This is a genomic window from Glaciibacter sp. 2TAF33, assembly GCF_052114945.1.
Classification (GTDB): Bacteria; Actinomycetota; Actinomycetes; order Actinomycetales; family Microbacteriaceae; genus Cryobacterium.
This window is the reverse complement of the sequence record NZ_JBFRFS010000003.1, coordinates 142,896-159,282: the sequence shown is the minus strand read 5'-3', so window position 1 is coordinate 159,282 and position 16,387 is coordinate 142,896. Positions and strand designations below refer to the sequence as shown.

The 16,387-nt window shown below is 68.9% G+C and carries 17 protein-coding genes; 14 read left to right on the top strand and 3 right to left on the bottom strand.

All coding sequences use genetic code 11. The features are described 5' to 3' along the window. Positions 1–44: 44 nt before the first annotated feature. Both AB4Y94_RS03830 and AB4Y94_RS03825 read right to left on the bottom strand, forming a co-directional pair. Entirely contained in the window at positions 45–968 is a 924-nt protein-coding gene (locus tag AB4Y94_RS03830; RefSeq protein ID WP_441724975.1) for an ornithine cyclodeaminase family protein, read from the bottom strand. Beyond that, complete coding sequence (locus AB4Y94_RS03825) at positions 965–1,975, bottom strand: proline racemase family protein (protein ID WP_441724972.1); 1,011 nt, start codon at positions 1,973–1,975, stop codon at positions 965–967. Before AB4Y94_RS03825 ends, AB4Y94_RS03830 begins: the two co-directional genes overlap by 4 nt. A 133-nt stretch (positions 1,976–2,108) precedes the next feature. Between AB4Y94_RS03825 and AB4Y94_RS03820 the strand changes: the two genes are divergently transcribed. The 14 genes from AB4Y94_RS03820 to AB4Y94_RS03755 all read left to right on the top strand — a co-directional run bounded on the left by AB4Y94_RS03820 (position 2,109) and on the right by AB4Y94_RS03755 (position 15,971). Next, complete coding sequence (locus AB4Y94_RS03820; protein WP_441724969.1) at positions 2,109–2,786, top strand: GntR family transcriptional regulator; 678 nt, start codon at positions 2,109–2,111, stop codon at positions 2,784–2,786. 79 nt (positions 2,787–2,865) lie between these two features. Next, the gene (locus AB4Y94_RS03815) at positions 2,866–4,038 is read left to right on the top strand and encodes a branched-chain amino acid ABC transporter substrate-binding protein (RefSeq protein ID WP_441724966.1); all 1,173 of its coding nucleotides are present in this window, start codon (positions 2,866–2,868) and stop codon (positions 4,036–4,038) included. Positions 4,039–4,118: 80 nt separating this feature from the next. Continuing rightward, complete coding sequence (locus tag AB4Y94_RS03810) at positions 4,119–5,012, top strand: branched-chain amino acid ABC transporter permease (protein WP_441724963.1); 894 nt, start codon at positions 4,119–4,121, stop codon at positions 5,010–5,012. Position 5,013: 1 nt separating this feature from the next. Then, a complete protein-coding gene (locus AB4Y94_RS03805) occupies positions 5,014–6,054 on the top strand; it encodes a branched-chain amino acid ABC transporter permease (RefSeq protein WP_441724960.1) in 1,041 nt (346 codons plus the stop codon). Continuing rightward, positions 6,051–6,845: an ABC transporter ATP-binding protein gene (locus AB4Y94_RS03800; RefSeq protein ID WP_441724957.1), complete on the top strand. Its 795-nt coding sequence runs from the start codon at positions 6,051–6,053 to the stop codon at positions 6,843–6,845. Before AB4Y94_RS03805 ends, AB4Y94_RS03800 begins: the two co-directional genes overlap by 4 nt. Beyond that, positions 6,832–7,542: an ABC transporter ATP-binding protein gene (locus AB4Y94_RS03795; RefSeq protein WP_441724955.1), complete on the top strand. Its 711-nt coding sequence runs from the start codon at positions 6,832–6,834 to the stop codon at positions 7,540–7,542. Before AB4Y94_RS03800 ends, AB4Y94_RS03795 begins: the two co-directional genes overlap by 14 nt. Positions 7,543–7,610: 68 nt before the next feature. Next, positions 7,611–8,891: an aconitase X gene (locus AB4Y94_RS03790; RefSeq protein ID WP_441724952.1), complete on the top strand. Its 1,281-nt coding sequence runs from the start codon at positions 7,611–7,613 to the stop codon at positions 8,889–8,891. Next, positions 8,872–9,300: an aconitase X swivel domain-containing protein gene (locus AB4Y94_RS03785; protein ID WP_441724949.1), complete on the top strand. Its 429-nt coding sequence runs from the start codon at positions 8,872–8,874 to the stop codon at positions 9,298–9,300. The genes AB4Y94_RS03790 and AB4Y94_RS03785 overlap by 20 nt, the downstream gene beginning before the upstream one ends. Before the next feature lie 85 nt (positions 9,301–9,385). Next, entirely contained in the window at positions 9,386–10,567 is a 1,182-nt protein-coding gene (locus AB4Y94_RS03780; protein WP_441724946.1) for an NAD(P)/FAD-dependent oxidoreductase, read from the top strand. Positions 10,568–10,569: 2 nt separating this feature from the next. Then, complete coding sequence (locus tag AB4Y94_RS03775) at positions 10,570–10,908, top strand: (2Fe-2S)-binding protein (protein ID WP_441724944.1); 339 nt, start codon at positions 10,570–10,572, stop codon at positions 10,906–10,908. Beyond that, positions 10,905–12,392 carry an FAD-dependent oxidoreductase gene (locus tag AB4Y94_RS03770; RefSeq protein ID WP_441724941.1) on the top strand — a complete coding sequence of 496 codons (1,488 nt, stop codon included), beginning with the start codon at positions 10,905–10,907 and terminating at the stop codon, positions 12,390–12,392. The genes AB4Y94_RS03775 and AB4Y94_RS03770 overlap by 4 nt, the downstream gene beginning before the upstream one ends. After that, positions 12,389–13,318 (top strand): dihydrodipicolinate synthase family protein, encoded by a 930-nt coding sequence (locus AB4Y94_RS03765; RefSeq protein WP_441724939.1) that lies wholly within the window; start codon positions 12,389–12,391, stop codon positions 13,316–13,318. The genes AB4Y94_RS03770 and AB4Y94_RS03765 overlap by 4 nt, the downstream gene beginning before the upstream one ends. 114 nt (positions 13,319–13,432) lie before the next feature. Then, positions 13,433–14,434, top strand: a complete 1,002-nt coding sequence (locus tag AB4Y94_RS03760; protein WP_441724938.1) for a proline racemase family protein — start codon at positions 13,433–13,435, stop codon at positions 14,432–14,434. A gap of 10 nt (positions 14,435–14,444) precedes the next feature. Beyond that, positions 14,445–15,971, top strand: coding sequence for an aldehyde dehydrogenase (NADP(+)) (locus AB4Y94_RS03755; RefSeq protein WP_441724936.1), 1,527 nt, complete (start codon positions 14,445–14,447; stop codon positions 15,969–15,971). 52 nt (positions 15,972–16,023) lie between these two features. On the opposite strand, the gene AB4Y94_RS03750 is transcribed toward AB4Y94_RS03755, so the two are convergent. Continuing rightward, positions 16,024–16,377, bottom strand: a complete 354-nt coding sequence (locus AB4Y94_RS03750) for a hypothetical protein (protein ID WP_441724933.1) — start codon at positions 16,375–16,377, stop codon at positions 16,024–16,026. Between the last annotated feature and the right edge of the window lie 10 nt (positions 16,378–16,387).

Genomic DNA, 16,387 nt, shown 5'->3' with positions numbered 1-16,387 from the left:
CCGCATAACGGCGCAAGTACCGCATGACGCGGGCGAGGACCTGGTCAGCTTGCGCGATAGACCTCCGCGGCGACCACGAGGTCCTCCCACGACATCCCTGAGCTCTTGAACACCCGGGGGCGGTCCAGGTCCACCGGGACCGCGCCGGTCACGATGGCGCGCATCGGCACCAGCGAACCGGCGTCAAAGACCCCCTCGTCGATCGGGATGATCAGGTCCCCGGCTTCCCGGAGGGCGACGGAGGTGTCCTCCACCACCAGCTGGGCCCGGCCCACCAGGGCGGACGGAAGTTCCCTGACGCCCGGCTCGTGCGAGCCGACGGCGACGCTGCAGGAGTCGACCGGTACCAGCGCCCCGTCGAAGAGCGGATGCCGCGCCGTCGTCGCGCAGACGATCAGCTGGGCGTCCCGCACCGAGTCGGGTGTGCCGACGCCGGCAGCGAGCCCGCTGTCCTGCACCCGGAGCGCGAGCGCGGCGGCACGCGCCTGGTCGCGGGCGACGATCGACACCCGTCCGATCGCGCGAATCGAACGCATGGCTTCGATGTGCCCCCAGGCTTGCGGTCCTGAGCCGAACACGACGAGCTGGTCGACCTGTGCCGGGGCGAGCAGGTCGGCCGCCGCGGCGGAGACGGCGGGGGTGCGCAGCGTGGTGAGCGCGGTGCCGTCCAGCAGTGCGATCGGTGAGAGCGTCGCGGCGTCCATCAGCAGGTAGACGCCCTGGATGCGCTCCTTGCCGACGGCCGGGTTCCCAGGCGCCACCGTGGCGACCTTGACACCGACGAACTCCGGCGATTCGGTGGGCATCAGCAGCAGCTGGCCGCGGGCCAGGTCGAGGATGCCGCGATCGAAGTCGGTGGCCGGGTCGAGGCCGGCGCGCAGCTCCCGTTGCACAGCCCGGACGGCGTTGCGGAAGCTGAGGCGAGCGAAGATGTCCTGTGCGGAGATCCAGGGAAGGGCTGCGGTCATGAGAGCACGAACCCGGTCCCGAGTGGGTCGTTCCGGTCGAGCGTGAAGGTGTGAATGCCGGTCCGGTATGCCATGCCTTCGACCTCCGGGATGAGTGCGCCGGGTATCTCTCCGTCTGACGCCGCCCGCACCCGACCGAGGAACCGGGTGCCGACGATCGAGTCGTGGGTCAGTACCTGGCCGGCGCCGAGGCGCCCGGAGTCGGCGAGCATGGCGACCCTGGCCGCGGTGCCTGACCCGCAGGGCGACCGGTCAATGCGGCCGTCGGCGAAGACCGTGACATTGCGCTGGTGCGGCCCGCTCTCGGTGTCGCCGAGGTCGTCGAAGATGATCGTGCCGTAGACGCCGCTCAGCCGGTCATCGACCGGATGCCGCGCCAGCTCGCTGTCGTCCAGGGCCCATTTGATCTCGCGGCCCAGGGCGCGCAACCGCTCCGAGTGTTCGGGCGTCACCGCCAGCCCCAGGGCGGATGCCGGCACGCACGCATAGAGGGCGCCGCCGAAACCGAGGTCGACCGTGACGTTCCCGGCGGAGGTGTCGACCCCGATGCCGCGCGCCACCGGATAGGACGCCACGTTCTCGAAGGTGACGCCGGCAACCCTGCCGCCCTGCTGCCGCACGTGCGCGACCACCCGGCCAGACGGGACGTCGATCGTGACCGGGGTGACGCCATCCGCTGCCGCGCTCACCCGGCCGGTCTCGACCGCCCAGACGCCGAGTGCGATCGTGCCGTGACCGCAGGCCGTCGAATAGCCGTCGTTGTGCCAGAACAGCACCCCGAAGTCGGCGCTGTCGTCGTCGGGCGGCACGATGAAACCGCCGTACATGTCGGCGTGCCCACGTGGTTCCCGGCACAGGAGTTGGCGGTACGCGTCCACCTCGGAGGAGTGCTGGGCGAAGACGCGTCGTTCAGCCACTGTCGCGCCCACGATCTCCGGGATGCCCTCCGCGACCACCCGGAACGGTTCACCGGCGGTGTGGTAGTCGACTGTTCCGACCTCGCTCATAATATAGCACATATCACGATGCTAGCGACGCCGTGTGAAAGTGGCCACCCTGTGCGATATGGCACATACTATGGTGCAGGCGAGGGACGCTCGGGCAGTGGGATCCGACGCCGCAGCCGGAGCGAGGGGTCACATGTCTGTTTCGTCGATCACCAAGGTGGAGCAGGCGGCAAGCCTGCGTGGCCGTATCGGGGAGTCGCTCGCCAATGCGATCATCTCGGGGGAACTGGCACCGGGCACGCTCGTTTCCGTACCAACGCTGGCCGCCCAGTTCGAGGTGTCGGCCACCCCGGTGCGGGAGGCGATGCTCGACCTTGAGCAGCGCGGGTTTGTGTCGTCGGTGCGCAACAAGGGTTTCCGGGTCACCGAAGTCAGCGAGAAAGACCTCCGCGAGATCATTGAATTGCGGCAGCTTCTCGAAGTGCCGGCCATGCGGGCGCTGGCCGACAGCTTTCCGGCCGAGACGCTCCCGAAGTGGCGGGCCATGGCCGCGGAAATCAGCGAGTATGCCGACACGGCCAACCTCACCGGGTTCATCGAGCGGGATCGTGACTTTCACCTGGGGCTGCTCGAGCTCTATGGCAACGGCCGGTTGGTCGACGCCGTCCGCGAGCTCCGCCAGCAGACGCGCATGGTCAACCTCGCGCGGATGTCGCAGAGCAACAAGCTGCACGACTCTGCGGCCGAGCACCACCAGATGCTGGACCTGCTGGAGCGCGGCGACGGGGCCGCCCTCGAGCAGCTGATCATCCTGCACCTCAGCCACGTCGTCGGCTGGTGGTCGGGGGATCCGGGTGCAGAAATGGATTGACGGCGCCTCAGTACAGTGTCATATTGTACTGATTCCCGATTGTCACCATCGGAGTGTCACCATCAAAGGAGAGGCAGACATGAAATTCGGACAGCGAGGCACCATCCTGCTCGGCATTGCCACGGCAGTCGTGCTCGGCACCAGCGCCTGCAGCGGGGGCTTGCTCGGCGGAGGCGGATCCGGGGACAGCTCGGGCGACAGCGGCCCGATCAACGTCGCCATGGTCATCCCGATCTCCGGCAGCAGTGCCCCGACCGGTGCGTACATGCAGAACGGTGCCCAGATGGCGATCGACGAGATCAACAAGGCGGGCGGCGTCTTGGACCGCCAGCTGAAGCTGGACGTCGAGGACGAGGCCTGTGACGCACAGCAATCCGTCGCCGGCGCCAACAAGGCCGTGTCCAACGGCGCCGTCATTTCCGTCGGGGGCTACTGCTCCGGCGCCACGCTGCCGGAGATCCCGATCTTCCAGCGGGCCAACATCCCGATGATCGTGCCGGCGGCGAACTCGCAGGACCTGGTCAACCAGAAGGCCAAGAACGTCTTCATGATCAACGGCACTGGCAAGCAGCAGTCGACCGCGGCCCTCGACTTCATGAAGAAGCAGGGCTTCAAGACGGTGGCGCTGGTCGACGACAACACCAGTTACTCCAAGGACATCAACACCGAGACGGCGAAGCAGATCGATGCCGACGGTTCGGTGAAGGTCGCGCTCAGCACCTCCGTCACCGCGGGCGAGAGCGACTATTCGGCGGTGGTGCGCGACATCATGGGCGCCAACCCGGAGCTGGTCTACTGGACCGGTTATTACCAGGAAGGCGGCCTCATCATCAACCAGCTGAAGAACGCCGGGTTCACCGGCAAGATCATGGTCGCCGACGGAAGCGTCGACCCGTCGCTCTCGCAGATCGCCGGTGCCGGCGCCGAAGGCGTGTACGCCACCATGACCCAGACCCCCGACACCCTGAAGGGCGCCGCGGACTGGATCGCCAACTACAAGAAGCAGTTCAACTCCGAGCCCGGCCCGTACTCGACCCAGTCCTACGACGCGGTCCGCCTCGCGGCAGAGGCGATCAAGAAGGCCGGCAGCACCGACGGGGACAAGATCATCAAGGCCCTCGAGGGCATCGACGGCTTCAAGATGTTCTCCGGCCCGCTGAAGTTCACCCCGGAGCACACTCTCTCCAGCGGTGGCTTCGTGATCCTGGTGATCAAGGACGGCAAGTTCGTACTGGAAGACGACCTGTCCTAAGACCGTTATGACGGATGCCGGTGGCCGGCCCACCCGGCCGGCCGCCGGCACCCGTCGCCAACCTTGAAAATCGGGTCACCATGGCACAGCTCATCTGGGACGGATTATTCGTCGGTTCCTTTTACGCCTTGATCGCGCTGGGATACAGCATGGTCTACGGCATCATCAAACTCTTGAACTTCGCCCACGGCGACATCTACATGCTCGGCGCCTTCATTGGTTTCGCGGCGCTCACCTCACTCGGCGGGATCCCGGCGACGCTCTCGATCGGGGCGCTGCTGGTGGTCATGCTGCTGAGCATGCTCCTCACCGGCACCGCCGGCGTCATCATCGAGCGGCTGGCCTATCGGCCGCTCCGCGGGGCACCGCGCCTCGCCGTGCTGATCACCGCCGTCGGCGTCTCCTTCTCCCTGGAATACGGCATCGCCGCTCTCGCGGGGCCCAACCCGAAGGCGTTCCCGATCCGGCTCGAGGGCAACGTCTTCAACCTGATCGGCGCACGGATCTCGCTGCCGCAGATCATCCTGATCCTCATCGCCGGCGTGCTGATGATCCTGCTCAACTTCTACGTGCAGAAGACCTCCACCGGGCGCGCCATGCGGGCGATCTCGCTCGACCGGAACGCCTCGCTCCTGATGGGGATCAACGTGAACTCGGTGATCACCCGCACCTTCTTCATCGGCTCCGCGCTCGCCGGGGCGGCCGGTGTGATGGCCGGCGCGTACTACGGCAAGATCGACTTCCTGATGGGGTTCATCATCGGGCTGAAGGCGTTCACCGCCGCGGTGATCGGTGGCATCGGAAATATCAAGGGCGCCATGCTCGGTGGCCTAGTCCTCGGGTTCGTTGAAGCGTTCGGCTCGGAATGGTTCGGCGGCCAGTGGCGCGACGTCTTCGCATTCGCCGTGCTCATCCTGTTCCTGACCCTCCGACCAACCGGCATCCTCGGCGAACGTGTGACGGAGCGTGTCTGACATGAGCGAAAACGTCGATACCACCCTCGCCCCGAAACTGGTCGGGCGCCCCTCGAGCTGGATCTCCCGATTGTTCGAAAGCCGGCAACTCGGCTGGGCCGCCCTCGCGATCGCGTTGCTGGCCCCGTTCGTCATCGCGACGCCGTACGCACTCAACGTGATGACCACCGCCGCCATCTTCGTACTGCTGGCCTCAGGACTCAACATCGTGGTGGGCTACTGCGGCCTGCTCGACCTCGGGTACATCGCCTTCATGGCGGTCGGAGCATACACGGCCGGCATCATTGCCAAGGCGTTCGAACTGCCGCTGATCTTCACCATCCCGGCGGTGATCGTGATGACGGTGCTCGCCGGCCTGATCATCGGTGCGCCGACCCTCCGGCTGCGAAGCGACTACCTGGCGATCGTCACACTCGGTTTCGGGGAGATCACCCGCATCACCGCGAACAACCTCTCCATCACCGGTGGGCCGTCGGGCATCTTCGGCATCCCCGGGATACTCAAGATCGGCGACTTCGACCTGCAGCAACCGGCCGTGTTCTATTACCTCACCGTGCTGGTCGTGGCGGCCTTCGTGCTCGCCGCGGCGCGGCTGGGCAAGTCCCGGCTCGGACGGGCCTGGCGCTTCGTGCGCGAAGACGAGGACGCCGCAGAGGCGATGGGCATCCACACCTACAAGGTGAAGCTGATGGCCTACATCTTCGGCGCCGTCTGGGGCGGGTTCGGGGGCATCCTCTTCGCCGCGCACCTCTCCGCGGTGTCGCCCCAGAGCTTCATCTTCCTCCAGTCGGCGCTGGTGCTGATGGCGGTTGTGCTCGGAGGGATGGGCAACATGCGCGGCGTCGTGATCGGGGCGCTGGTGATCAGCCTGCTGCCCGAACTGCTCCGCGACCTGTCGGCCTACCGGTACCTGGCTTTCGGCCTGCTGCTGGTGGTGGTCATGGTGTTCCGCCCGCAGGGTTTCTGGCCGTCGCGTGCCTATGAACCGGAACGCACCGGCGCAGTCAGCGACCGTGCGCTCGCGAAGGGAACTCTCCGATGAGCGCCGTACTCGAAGTGAAGAACCTGCAGATCGCCTTCGGTGGCGTGAAGGCTGTCGACGGGCTCACGTTCACCGCGCACGAGAAGGAGATCATCGCGGTGATCGGCCCGAACGGCGCCGGGAAGACCAGCGCGTTCAACTGCATCACCGGCTTCTACAAGCCCACCTCGGGGACTGTGACGCTCGGCGGACGCGACATCACCGGGAGACGACCGGCCGACATCGCGGCGGCCGGCGTCTCCCGCACCTTCCAGAACCTCCGTTTGTTCCCGGACCTGACCGTGCTCGACAATGTTCGCGCCGGCATGCACCTCTACGGCGGCCAGAACTGGGTGGATGCGATCTTCCACACGCCCCGGTACAAGCGGAGTGAGGCCTCGTACACCGACGAAGCCCACAACTGGCTCGACTTCGTCGGATACACCGGCGCGCGCGGCGTGCCGATCCGCAACCTCTCCTACGGGCAGCAGAAACAGGTGGAGATCGCCAGGGCCCTGGCGCGGAAGGCCGACCTGCTGCTCCTGGACGAACCGGCAGCGGGTCTCAACTACAACGAGAAGCAGGGCCTGCTGGCGCTCTGCCAGCGCATCCGTGAACTGGGGACCGCCATCGTTCTGATCGAGCACGACATGGGGCTGGTGATGGAACTGTCGGAGCGGATCGTCGTGATGAACTTCGGGAAGGAGATCGCCACCGGGACACCGGCCGAGGTCAAGCGGGATCCCGCCGTGATCGAGGCTTACCTCGGCAAGGACGAGGACGAGGAGGTGGCGAACAATGGCAATGCTTGAGTTCGACAACGTCGAGGTCTTCTACGGGAAGGTGCAGGCGCTGCGCGGGATCAGCCTCACCGTCGACGAGGGCGAGATCGTCGCCCTCCTCGGCAACAACGGCGCCGGGAAGACGACGACCCTCTCCACCGCCTCGGCCCTGGTCAAGACGCACTCCGGGTCGGTGCGCTTCAACGGCAAGGACATCAGCAGGGCGCACCCGTGGGACACCGTCAGCGCAGGTCTCATCCATGTGCCGGAGGGCCGGCACATCTTCAGTACCCTCACCGTGCTGGAGAACCTGCAGCTGGGCGGCTACCTGGTGAAAGACCGGGCCCTGGTGGCCAAGCGGATCGAGCGCGTGTACGAGCTGCTCCCTCTCCTGGCCGAACGCCGGGCGCAGCAGGGCGGAACGCTCTCCGGTGGCGAGCAGCAAATGCTGGCCATCGGTCGCGGGCTCATCGCCGGACCGAAGATGCTCATGCTCGACGAGCCGTCGATGGGGCTGGCACCGCTGATTGTGAACCAGGTGATGCAGGTGATCAGCGAGATCCGCGACCAGGGCACCACGGTCCTCCTGGTGGAGCAGAACGCCAGGGCCGCACTCAAGGTGACCGACCGCGCGTACGTGATCGACGGCGGGGAGACGACGCTCGAGGGCAGGGCCTCCGACCTCATCTCCGACCCGCGGATCATCGACGCCTACCTGGGAGCCTGATGGTGCCCCACCGGGCTCGGCAACCGGGCGCGGTCGTGGTGTCTCGACAGGCTCGACATCCGACGCCGGTGATCGAGCCTGTCGAGATCCGGTTGACCCCTGAGGATGAGGCGAAGCTGTCGGGCGCGCACGGGCCGGGCGTTGCGATGGCCATGCGCCTCGTCGTGGCGCTCGCCGAAGCGACCGAAGCGCCGCACCTCATCGACATCGAATCCGCTCACATCGACGGATGCCTGTACCACGGGCAGGCGGGGCTCGACTTCGCCGAGAAGCTGGTCAGCCTTGGGGCGACGGTCTCCGTGCCGACCACCCTCAACGTGAGCTCGCTCGACCTGATGCATCCGGGACTCGTGCGCTTGCCGGCCGAGGAATCGGCGGCGGCCCGGCGGCTGATGGAGGCCTACGTCGCCCTGGGCGCCACGGCCACCTGGACCTGTGCCCCCTACCAACTGCCGGGCAGGCCCGAAACCGGAACGGATGTCGCCTGGGCTGAATCCAACGCGATCGTCTTCGCGAACTCGGTGCTCGGGGCGCGCACGGCACGGTACGGGGACTTCATCGACATCTGCGCTGCCATCACCGGGCGGGCGCCGCTGGCCGGCCTGCACCTGCCCTCGAACCGGGTGCCGACGCTGGAGCTGGACTGCTCCAGTATCCCTCCGAGGGTGCTCGACAGTGATGCGGCCTGGGCGGCGCTCGGGTTCACGGTCGGCCGCCGGGTGGGCGAGGAGGTGTGCATCCTGACCGGCATCCCGGCTGCGCTGGCGAACGAGGACCGGTTGAAGGCGCTGGGTGCGACAGCGGCGTCGAGCGGCGGGGTCGCCCTCTTCCACGTGGCCGGGGTCACACCGGAGGCGCGGGTCGCCGGAGGCGAGTGGCCCCCGCCGTCCGTGCGACGCGTCGAGATCACGCCGGAGGCGCTGCGGGCGGCACGCGATGAGCTGACGACGGCGACGGTCGGGGAAACGCTCGACGCGCTATCCCTCGGCACTCCTCACTTCTCATTGAGTGAATTCGAGGCGCTCGCCGACGCGCTCGCCGGCGGCTCGCCCTTCGCGCCGACCTGCACGGTCTGGATCTCCACGTCCCGTTCGGTGCTGGCCGAGGCCCGCGCGGCGGGATATCTCGAACCGTGCGAGAGCGCGGGCGCCAGGCTGGTCGTCGACACCTGCACCTACCTGGTGCCGATCCTCTCCGAAACGGTGCGCACCGCCATGACGACATCGGGAAAATGGGCCTGGTACGCGCCGGCCAACATGGGCATCGCCGTGGTGCTCGGCACGCTGGCCGAATGCATCGCCTCCGCGCGCGCGGGCCGGGTGATCCGCGATGAAGCCGCCTGGCGCTGAAGTGCGGGCCGAAACGCTCAGCGCCGGGTCAAGCACCGGCGACGTGCTGTGGCTGGACGAGCCGCTCTCGTTCTGGGGCGGGACCGACCTCACCACCGGTGTGATCACCGACGTCCACCATCCGCAGCACGGGCTGCCGCTGGCCCACCGGGTGCTTGTGATGACGGCGTCGCGGGGTTCCAGCTCCTCATCCAGCGTGCTGGCGGAGCAGATCCGCCTCGGCGTCGCCCCGGCCGCCATCCTGTTGGCCTCCCGGGATGCGATTGTCACGCTGGGAGCACTCGCGGCCGCCGAGGTGTACGGAATCCGGCTGCCCATCCTGCTCCTGGACGCCGGTGCCCTGGCGGCGCTCCCGCGCTCGGGCCCGGTGTCGGTCGAGGCAGGGCAGCGGGCCTCGGTCTCCTGGTGAGGCGTCGCAGGGGCTGGCGAGGGACATCGGAAAGCACTATGGTATGTAACATATTATTGACCGGACACGAGGGAGTGGGGGCGGCATGGGGAACGATGTGATCATCGTCGGCGCCGGCATCGTCGGTGCCGCCTGCGCCCGCTCGCTGGCCGCTGCCGGCTGGGATGTCACCGTCGTCGACCGCGGAGTGACCGCAGGAGGGACGTCTTCGGCCTGCGAGGGCAACCTCCTGGTCTCCGACAAGGGCCCCGGCCACGAACTGGAGCTCGCCCAGTACGCCTCCACCCTGTGGAAGACGACTGTCGCCGACCTCGCCGAGCAGCTCGGCACGGGTTTTCCCTCCGTCGAATACGACCCCAAGGGCGGACTGGTCGTCGCCACGACGGATGCCGGCGCGCGTGCGCTGCTCGCCTTCGCCGCCGGGCAGCGTGGTGCGGGAGTGGATGCCAGGGTGCTGACCATCGCCGAGGCGAGGGAACTGGAACCGGACCTGGCACCATCCATCGCAGCGGCCGTGCACTACCCAGAGGACGCCCAGGTGCAACCCACGATCGCGACGGAAGCCCTCATGGCCTCGGCCAGGCGACACGGCGCCCGGCTGCTGGAGAACACCGCGGTCACCGGTCCCCTCCTCGACTCCACCGGCGGCGTCGCCGGCGTGCGCACCACGACCGGGGAACTCCGAGCCAGCCGGGTGCTCGTCGCGGCGGGGCCCTGGTCGGGGGAGGTGGCCGCACTGTTCGGCGTGCACCTGCCGGTGCGCCCGCGCCGCGGTGAACTCCTCGTCACCAGCCGCATGCGACACCGGATCTTCCACAAAGTGTACGACGCCGACTATGTCGGGGCCGTCGGCTCTGACGACAGCGCCCTGCAGACCTCCAGCGTGATCGAATCGACCGCCGGCGGCACCGTGCTGATCGGTTCGTCCCGGCAGCAGGTCGGCTTCGACTCGCGGCTGCAGGTCGCGGCGCTGAGCGAAATCGCGGCCAAGGCCATCCGCTTGTTCCCCTTCCTGGCCGGGGCCGCGGTGATGCGCAGTTACGGCGGGTTCCGCCCGTTCATGCCTGACCATCTCCCGGTGATCGGCGAGGACCCGAGACTCCCGGGGCTCTGGCACGCGGCCGGCCACGAGGGCGCCGGAATCGGCCTCAGCATCGCCACCGCCGAGATGATCGCCGCGCTGATGCGCGGTCTCCCCGCACCGATCGACGCCTCCCCGTTCTCCCCCGCGCGCGGCTCACTCGCGCCCCACCTCGAGGCGGCATGAGCATGGCACCACGACTGCTCCCGTTCGGGGACGACCCCATCCGGCCGGCCAGGCCGGCGCCCGTCACCATCACCGTCGACGGCGAGACCACCGCGGGGGTGCTCGGGCAGAGCCTGGCCGGGGTCATCCTCGCCACCGGCACACTCGGGTTCCGCCGCACCTCACTCGAAGGCCGCCCACGCGGGGTCTTCTGCGGAATCGGCGTCTGCTACGACTGCCTGGTCGAGGTCAACGGCCAACGTGACGTGCGCGCCTGCCAGCGCCGGGCCTCGGACGGCGACGTCGTGCGCACCCAGCACGATCTCCTGCCCGGGCACCCGCACGGGGACGAGGCCTCATGAGCGAGGTCGTCGTCATCGGGGCCGGCCCGGCCGGCCTGGCCGCCGCCAGGGCTGCGCGCGCCCACGGCAGGGCCGTCACCCTGCTCGACTCGTCCGACCAGCTCGGCGGCCAGTACTGGCGCCATCTCCCGCCGACCCGGCCGTCAACGCACGAACGCATCCTCCACCACGGCTGGGACACCTTCCACTCGCTGAGCGCTGAACTCGAGGCCGACGACGGATGCCTGATCATCCGATCCGCCACGGTCTTCGCCCTCGAGGCATCCGCTTCCGGCCCGGGCGTGCTGCACGTCGTCGTTGGCGCCCCGGACGGGGTGGGCCGCGGTCGCCTGCGCCTCACGCCGGACGCCATCGTGCTGGCCACCGGCGCCCACGACCGCACCCTGCCGTTCCCCGGCTGGGACCTGCCCGGTGTGTTCACCGGCGGGGCGGCGCAGGCCCTCGCCAAGGGAGAACGCCTCGCCGTCGGGCGCCGGGTCATCGTCGCGGGGGCGGGTCCCTTCCTGCTTCCGGTCGCCGCGTCCCTTGCTGCCACCGGGTCCACGGTGGTCGGCGTCTACGAGGCGACCCGGCTACCGGCGCTCGTGCGCGGCTGGCTCCCCCAGCCCTGGCAGCTCCTCGGGGCGTGGAGCAAGGGGGCGGAACTCGGGGGTTACCTGGGCGGACACCTCCGCCACCGCATCCCGTACCGGCTGGGCCAGGCCGTGATCATGGCCCACGGCGACACGGCAGTCGAGTCGGTCACCGTCGCGGAGGTCTCCGCGGACTGGACGCCGATCCCGGGGACCGAGCGCCGCATCGACGTGGACGCGGTGTGTGTCAGCCACGGGTTCACGCCCCGGCTGGAATTGGCGATAGCGGCGGGCTGCTCGCTCACCGCCGAACGCTTCGTCGAGATCGACGACCGCCAGGAGAGCAGCGTCCCCGGCGTCTTCGCTGCCGGCGAGATCACCGGGATCGGTGGCGTCGACCTGGCCCTGGCCGAAGGGGCGATAGCGGGTCACGCCGCGGCCGGGGCATCCGCCGCCGACCCCGGGCTCCGGGCCAGCGAGCGCAGCCGCCGAACGTTCCGCCGGTTCGCGGCGCGCATCGAAGCCGCCCACGGCATCCGCCCCGGCTGGCCCGAGATGCTGACACCGGAGACCGTGGTCTGCCGGTGTGAGGAAGTGACCTACGGCCACCTCTGCGCGACCGCGGACAGCACCGGCTCACGTTCGATGCGCGCCATGAAGCTCAGCACCCGGGCGGGGCTCGGCATCTGCCAGGGCCGCGTGTGCGGCCGGAGTGTCGAGGAACTGCTGGCCCGGCGGGCCGGCGAACCACTGGGGGACGCGGTCCTCAGCGACCGACGCCCGATCGCCGCACCGCTTCGGCTCGGCGAACTGGCGGCAGCGCCGGTCACGACGAGCTCGGTCACCGAACCCGCCGAACCACCCGCACCCACCGATTCACCCACGGTTTCACCCACGAAAGGACCGAAATGACCAAGCAGTTCGATCTCGGCGGCGTCATCGTCGCGACCACCCTCGCCTTCAAGGAGGACTCCTCAGCCCCGGCCGGCCTCGCCGTCGACTACGACAAGTTCGCCGCGCACTGTGACTGGCTGATCAGCAACGGATGCCGCGGCGTCGGCCCGAACGGATCCCTCGGCGAGTACTCGTCGCTGACCGACGAGGAGCGTCGACGGGTGATCCAGGTGGCCGTCGAGGCCGTCGGCGGCCGTGGGCTCGTCGTGGCGGGAGTGCACGGTGTCGGCTGGCACCAGGCGAAGCAGTGGGCGGAGTTCGCAAGGGAAGACGGTGCAGACGGGGTGCTGCTCCTGCCGCCGACGATCTACCGGGCGAACGAATCAGAGGTCATCGAGCACTACACCCGCGTAGCCGAGGTCGGGCTGCCGATCATGGCCTACAACAACCCGTTCGACACCAAGGTCGACCTCACCCCGCGCCTCATCGCCAGGCTGGCCGAGATCCCCGAGGTCGTCGCGGTCAAGGAGTTCTCGGCCGACATCCGCCGGGTGCTCGAGATCAAGGAGCTGTGCGACATCGACGTCATCGCCGGTGCGGACGACCTCCTCTTCGAGTCGCTGGTCGCCGGTGCCACCGGCTGGTTCGCCGGATACCCGAACGCGTTCCCGCGCGAAGCCGTGGAGATCTACGACCTGGTCAAGGCCGGGCAGATCGACGAGGCGCGCGAGTTGTACACGCAGCTGGTGACGGTGTTCCGGTGGGACTCCAAGACCGAGTTCGTGCAGGCGATCAAGCTGTCGATCGACCTGGCCGGCGGCAGCTACGGGGGGCTCACCCGTCCGCCGCGTGGGCCGCTCAGCCCTGAGCAGGACGCGCAGGTGCGCCAGGACACCAAGAAGGCGCTCGACTACATCGCCGCCCGCCGCGCCCTCGCCGCCTAGGCGCTCGTGCAGTCGGCGATACGCGGCGGTTGCGCCGTTATGCGGCAGGCATGCCACCCGCAGAGCGGCGCAACTACCGCATCACGCACATTGAGTTCCTGAAAGGATTGCAGCATGCGTTCCAAGCGGATGTTCACAGCCGTCGATTCCCACACCGAGGGCATGCCAACGCGGGTTATCACCGGCGGTGTCGGCGTGATTCCCGGCGCGACCATGAACGACAAGCGCCTCTACTTCATGGAGCACCTGGACGACATCCGCTTGTTCCTGATGAACGAGCCGCGCGGCCACCAGGCGATGAGCGGCGCGATCCTGCAGGCGCCGACCAGGCCGGACGCCGACTGGGGTGTGGTGTACATCGAAGTCTCCGGGTGCCTGCCGATGTGCGGCCACGGAACCATCGGCGTCGCGACGGTGCTGGTGGAGACCGGCATGGTCGAGGTGCAGGAGCCGGTGACGACCATCCGGCTCGACACCCCGGCCGGCCTGGTGATCGCCAGGGTCGCGGTCAGCGACGGGCACGCCGACTCGGTGACCATCGAGAACGTCCCGTCGTACAGCGTGCGACTCGACGACGAGGTGGAGGTGCCCGGTTACGGTATCGTGCCGTACAGCCTGGCCTTCGGCGGCAACTTCTACGCCATGGTCGACCTCGACGCGGTCAACCTGCCGTATGACCGCGCCAACCAGGAGGAGATCCTGCAGGCGGGTCTGGCCATCATGGACGCGATCAACACGACCAATCCACCGCGGCATCCGCTGATCGAAGGACTCGACCACTGCCACCACGTCGAATTCATCGCACCCGGCTCGACCGCCCGGTACTCACGGCATGCGATGGCGATCTTCCCGGGCTGGTTCGACCGGTCGCCCTGCGGAACCGGCACCTCTGCCCGGATGGCGGAACTCTGGTCCCGCGGTGAACTCGGCCTCGACGAGGACTTCGTGAACGAGTCGTTCATCGGGTCGACCTTCACCGGGCGCCTGGTCAGGGAGACTACCGTGGGTGACATCCCTGCGGTCGTGCCCACCATCACCGGCCGCGCCTGGGTCACCGGCATCGGCCAGTACCTGCTCGACCCGTCAGACCCCTTCCCCACCGGATTCCAGTTCTAGGAGCACCACCATGACACCCGCGACGACCACCACCGTTCCCGCCTCCACCTCGTCGGCCGAACTCGACGCCATCGCGGGCCGGGCAGCGGATGCCGCGCCGCGCTGGGCCGCGCAGCCCCCGCAGGACCGGGCGCGGGCGCTTGTCGCCGCGGCCGACGCGCTGGAGGAAAATCGCGCGGAACTGGTCGCCATCGCCATCGGCGAGACCGGCCTCGCCGAGGCGCGTCTCTCCGGCGAGTTGACCCGCACGGCCGTGCAGTTGCGCCTGTTCGCTGACACCATCGTCGACGGCGCCTACCTCGACGTTCGCATCGACGAGGCCGACCCGCACTTCGCCCTCGGGGTACGCCCCGACATCCGCCGCTACCGCATCCCGGTGGGCCCGGTGCTGAATTTCGCGGCGAGCAACTTCCCGTTCGCCTTCTCGGTGGCCGGCGGAGACACCGCTGCCGCGCTCGCGGCCGGCAACCCGGTGATCGTCAAGGCGCACTCCGGACACCCGAAGCTCTCCGAGCGCACGGGCGCCGTCGTGGCTGCCGCCCTCGAGGCCGCGGGCGCCCCGGCCGGCACGCTCCAGCTGATCTACGGCCAGGAGGCCGGCGTCGAGCTGCTCACGGACGCCCGCGTTGCCGCCGGAAGTTTCACCGGCTCGATCCGCGCCGGGCGCATCCTCGCCGACATCGCAGCCGCCAGGCCCGCGCCGATCCCGTTCTATGGCGAACTCGGCAGCGTCAACCCCGCCTTCGTGACCCGGGCCGCCCTCGCCGAGAGGGCCGACGCCCTCGCAGACGGATACGTCGCCAGCGTCTCAGGGTCCGCCGGACAGCTCTGCACCAAGCCCGGATTCCTGTTCCTGCCGGCCGGGCACGGCCTGGACGACACGCTCGCCGCTCGCGCGGGCGCCGTCGCGGAACACCGGCTGCTCAACCCGGGGATCGCGGCCGGCTACCGGGACCGCCGCACCAGCATCCTGGCCGCCCCCGGCGTGACCCCGATTGCGGAAGGGTCGCTCCGCTTCGACGACGCGGGGCAGGGCTGGGCCACGCCGACCATCGTCAGGGTGCGGGCCGACGACCTGGCCGCCCAGCGCGACGCCCTGCTGGGGGAGGCGTTCGGCCCGCTGTCGGTCGTCGTCGAGTACGACGACGAGGACGAGCTGGCCGCCCGTGCCGACGACCTGTTCGAGGGCAACCTCACCGGCACCGTGCACGCAGGCGCGGGTGAGGCTTCAGCGCCGCTCCGATCGCTGATCGGCTGGATCACCGGCCACGCCGGGCGGGTGCTGTTCGACGGTTGGCCGACCGGCGTGGCCGTCACCCCGGCCATGCAGCACGGCGGCCCGTGGCCGGCGACCACCAACGACAGCAGCACATCGGTCGGCACCGCCGCGATCGACAGGTTCCTCCGCCCGGTCGCCTACCAGGACGTACCGCAGGCGCTGCTCCCCGAGCCGCTCCAGGATGCGAACCCATGGGGCGTGCCGCAGCTGCGGAGCGCGGCCGGCCAGTCGCAGGCATGGGGGGCCGCGGCCCGGTAACCGACCGACGCGGGCGGGCACGCATACCTGGCTGCGACGGTGGCAGCGGCGGCTACTTCGTGTCGGCGTCGATCTGCGCGAGCAGCTGCTTCAGCGCGTCCTCGATGTCGTCATGGTCGTACTGGCCGGCCCGGCTCTCCGCGGAGATCACCGCGCAGCGATGCACCTTCGCGAAGTCGCCGTAGGGGAATGTGTAGTGCCCCTTGGTGTCGTCCGGATGCTCATCGTCCACGCCCAGGTGCCACTTCGAGTACTCGGCGAAGTCGTGTGCGTCGAGGAAGGTGTTCTCGTCATCGGCAGACGGGGCGTGCTCGCTCCAGTCATCGCGTTCGTCGTGCACCACCGTGCCCTGCTCGATCAATTTCCTGGCGTGCGTGAACGCCGCGCGGTTGAGTTTCGTTGCCACTGCTGTTCCC

Coding starts and splice junctions, on each gene's coding strand:
- AB4Y94_RS03830 (WP_441724975.1), bottom strand. CDS start 968: ATGACCGCAGCCCTTCCCTGGATCTCCGCACAGGACATCTTCGCTCGC.
- AB4Y94_RS03825 (WP_441724972.1), bottom strand. CDS start 1,975: ATGAGCGAGGTCGGAACAGTCGACTACCACACCGCCGGTGAACCGTTC.
- AB4Y94_RS03820 (WP_441724969.1), top strand. CDS start 2,109: ATGTCTGTTTCGTCGATCACCAAGGTGGAGCAGGCGGCAAGCCTGCGT.
- AB4Y94_RS03815 (WP_441724966.1), top strand. CDS start 2,866: ATGAAATTCGGACAGCGAGGCACCATCCTGCTCGGCATTGCCACGGCA.
- AB4Y94_RS03810 (WP_441724963.1), top strand. CDS start 4,119: ATGGCACAGCTCATCTGGGACGGATTATTCGTCGGTTCCTTTTACGCC.
- AB4Y94_RS03805 (WP_441724960.1), top strand. CDS start 5,014: ATGAGCGAAAACGTCGATACCACCCTCGCCCCGAAACTGGTCGGGCGC.
- AB4Y94_RS03800 (WP_441724957.1), top strand. CDS start 6,051: ATGAGCGCCGTACTCGAAGTGAAGAACCTGCAGATCGCCTTCGGTGGC.
- AB4Y94_RS03795 (WP_441724955.1), top strand. CDS start 6,832: ATGGCAATGCTTGAGTTCGACAACGTCGAGGTCTTCTACGGGAAGGTG.
- AB4Y94_RS03785 (WP_441724949.1), top strand. CDS start 8,872: ATGAAGCCGCCTGGCGCTGAAGTGCGGGCCGAAACGCTCAGCGCCGGG.
- AB4Y94_RS03780 (WP_441724946.1), top strand. CDS start 9,386: ATGGGGAACGATGTGATCATCGTCGGCGCCGGCATCGTCGGTGCCGCC.
- AB4Y94_RS03775 (WP_441724944.1), top strand. CDS start 10,570: ATGGCACCACGACTGCTCCCGTTCGGGGACGACCCCATCCGGCCGGCC.
- AB4Y94_RS03770 (WP_441724941.1), top strand. CDS start 10,905: ATGAGCGAGGTCGTCGTCATCGGGGCCGGCCCGGCCGGCCTGGCCGCC.
- AB4Y94_RS03765 (WP_441724939.1), top strand. CDS start 12,389: ATGACCAAGCAGTTCGATCTCGGCGGCGTCATCGTCGCGACCACCCTC.
- AB4Y94_RS03760 (WP_441724938.1), top strand. CDS start 13,433: ATGCGTTCCAAGCGGATGTTCACAGCCGTCGATTCCCACACCGAGGGC.
- AB4Y94_RS03755 (WP_441724936.1), top strand. CDS start 14,445: ATGACACCCGCGACGACCACCACCGTTCCCGCCTCCACCTCGTCGGCC.